Annotated in this window: 3 protein-coding genes; 2 read left to right on the forward strand and 1 reads right to left on the reverse strand. The window is 72.1% G+C overall.

Features of this window, described 5'->3' with window-relative positions:
* A partial coding sequence (locus AC1DP0_RS20820) for a TOBE domain-containing protein (protein ID WP_478088277.1) occupies positions 1-691 on the forward strand: 691 nt, incomplete at its 5' end.
* A 32-nt stretch (positions 692-723) separates the two neighbouring features.
* On the opposite strand, the gene AC1DP0_RS20825 is transcribed toward AC1DP0_RS20820, so the two are convergent.
* Entirely contained in the window at positions 724-2,001 is a 1,278-nt protein-coding gene (locus AC1DP0_RS20825) for an MFS transporter (protein ID WP_478088279.1), read from the reverse strand.
* Between the two features lie 188 nt (positions 2,002-2,189).
* Here AC1DP0_RS20825 and AC1DP0_RS20830 point away from each other — a divergent pair.
* Positions 2,190-2,459, forward strand: a 270-nt coding sequence (locus tag AC1DP0_RS20830; protein ID WP_478088281.1) for an acyl-CoA dehydrogenase family protein, incomplete at its 3' end; no start/stop codon positions are given.

Raw genomic sequence — 2,459 nt, forward strand, 5'->3', positions numbered from 1 at the left:
GGTCGGGCTCGCCGACCGCGCGGCGTGGAGGCCGCACGAGCTCTCGTCAGGCCAGCGGGCCCGCGTCGCACTGGCCCGCGCCCTCGCCACCGACCCGGCACTGCTCCTCCTCGACGAGCCGCTCTCCGCCCTTGACCCGGACACCCGCGCACGCACCCGCAGCGACCTCGCAGCCCGCCTGACGGCATACGACGGCGTGACGGTGCTCGTCACGCACGACCCGCTCGACGCGTTGACGCTCGCCGACCACCTCGTCTTCATCGAGGACGGCCGCGTCAGCCAGACGGGCACGCCCGCCGAGGTGCTGCGCGAGCCGCGGAGCGCCTACGTCGGCACTGTAGTGGGCCTCAACCTGTATGCCGCACAGGGTGATTCACATGGTCACGTGCATACCGGTGACGGTGGGCTCATCGTCACGACGAGCCCGACGGAGGGTGCGGTGTGGGCCACGATCCCGCCGAGCGCCGTGTCACTGCACCTGCACACACCGGAGGGGTCGCCGCGCAACGCGTGGCGACTGCGCATCGCCTCCGTGACGATGCAGGGTCAGTCGGCGCGGGTGGGACTCGTCGGGGACGTGCCGCTCACCGCCGAGGTGACGCTCGAGTCGGTCACCGCGCTCGGGCTGCAGGTCGGACAGGACGTGTGGGCCGCGGTCAAGGCGACCGAGGTCCGCACCTACCCCCGCTGAGGACGCCTCGTCCCCTGAGCAGGGCGAGACGCTCACTCGACGGGCACCGACGCGCTGACCGTTGCGGTGGCGCCGGCGGCGCGGCGGATCCGGAAGAAGGCAAGGACCGTCGGTGCCTGCACGACCGCAGCGACGACCAGCGCGACGGGGATCGACGTCCGGGTCGCGAGCGCACCGAGCGGCGGTCCGCCCGCGACCTGGCCGATGGCGTTCGCCTGGCTGTTCATCGACAGCACCGTGGCGCGGGTGGAGCCGTCGAGGTTGCGGTTGACCCACGTCGCCTCGATGGGACCACTGAACGCCATCGCGGCCCCGCGCAGCCAGACGCAGGCGAGCGCGAGCCACAGGTTCCCGAGCAGGGCGACGCCGACGACCGCCACGACCTGGACCAGCGCCGCGATGGCCACGGGCAGGCCGGGGTCCGTGTCGACCACCCGCCGTGGCAGCCAGCGTCCGCTCGCCAGCGACGCGGCGAGGGAGACGACGGTGCCGATCAGCGCGAAGACGGCGAAGGCGATCGCCTCGTCACCGCCGAAGATCGCCGGCATCGCGAACGTGTCGAGCACCCGGACGCGCCAGAGCCGGTCGAAGACCTCGCTCGCGAGCCCGACGAGCAGGCTGACCAGGAGGAAGACGCGCACGACCTGCCGGCCACGCGCGATGCGGAGCCCTGCGAAGAACTGGTCCTTGAGGTGCCCGAAGGTCTCGCGGTCGCCGCGCGGCGTCGGATGGAAGTGCCGCTCGGGCATGACGGCCCAGAGCCCGACGGCGAGCAGCATCAGGGTCGCCCCGGCGGCGATGACCGGAGCCCTGAGGCCCGCTAGGCCGAGGGCACCCGCCGCCAGCGTCCCGACGATGCTGGACGTCAGGTCCACCTGCGTCTCACGGGTGAAGACCGGGCCGACGCTCGCCTCACCCACCTCGTCGGTGATCCACGCCTGGAGGGCCCCGGACGTGAAGGTGTAGCCGATCCCCCAGACGACGTTGCCGACGACCGCCGCCGCGAACGTGGCGACGATGCCCTCGACCGCGAAGCCGGCGCCGATGAGGAAGAAGCCGATGATCACGGACACCCGTCGGCTGTGCAGGTCGGCCACGAGCCCGGTGGGCACCTCGAAGAGGAAGCACGTCGCCTCGAGCACCGTGCCGACGAGCACCATCTGGAACGGGTCGAGTCCGACGACGCGGTACTGGAAGACGAGGTTGAGGGTGAAGCACAGGGCGAAGGCGAAGGCCGCGACGGCCGTGAGCACGTAGAAGGTGGACGTCGCGTCCGCCTCGCGCAGCGGCCGCCGCAGGAGCGTGAGCACGCACCGACGGTAGGGGCGCGGGGCGAGCCCCGTCGCCTGGTTTTCGCGGCCGCCCATGCGGGCTGGAGCCGGCGCTCAGCGCCGGAATGCCGCCCGCCACCCTCTCCGGGCCGCGGCCCGGCGTCCACGGCGGGACTCAGGGCGTCTCACACTTTGGACGAAATGCTCGGACGTCCTACTATCTAGCCATGCCAGCGACGAGGCTGATGCCGACCGACGAAGCCACCGACCTGATCGAGCTGACCCGCGAGATCTGCCGCAAGGACCTTGCACCCCGGGTCGACGACGCCGAGCGCGCTCGCACCTTCCCCGAGGAGACCTTCCGCACCCTGGGCCGCGCCGGCCTGCTGTCGCTGCCCTACCCCGAGGAGTTCGGCGGCGCCGACCAGCCCTACGAGGTCTACCTCCAGGTCGTCGAGGAGATCGCGTCCGTGTGGATGAGCGTCGCGGTCGGGGTC

The organism is Terrabacter sp. P5_B1 (genome assembly GCF_056400505.1).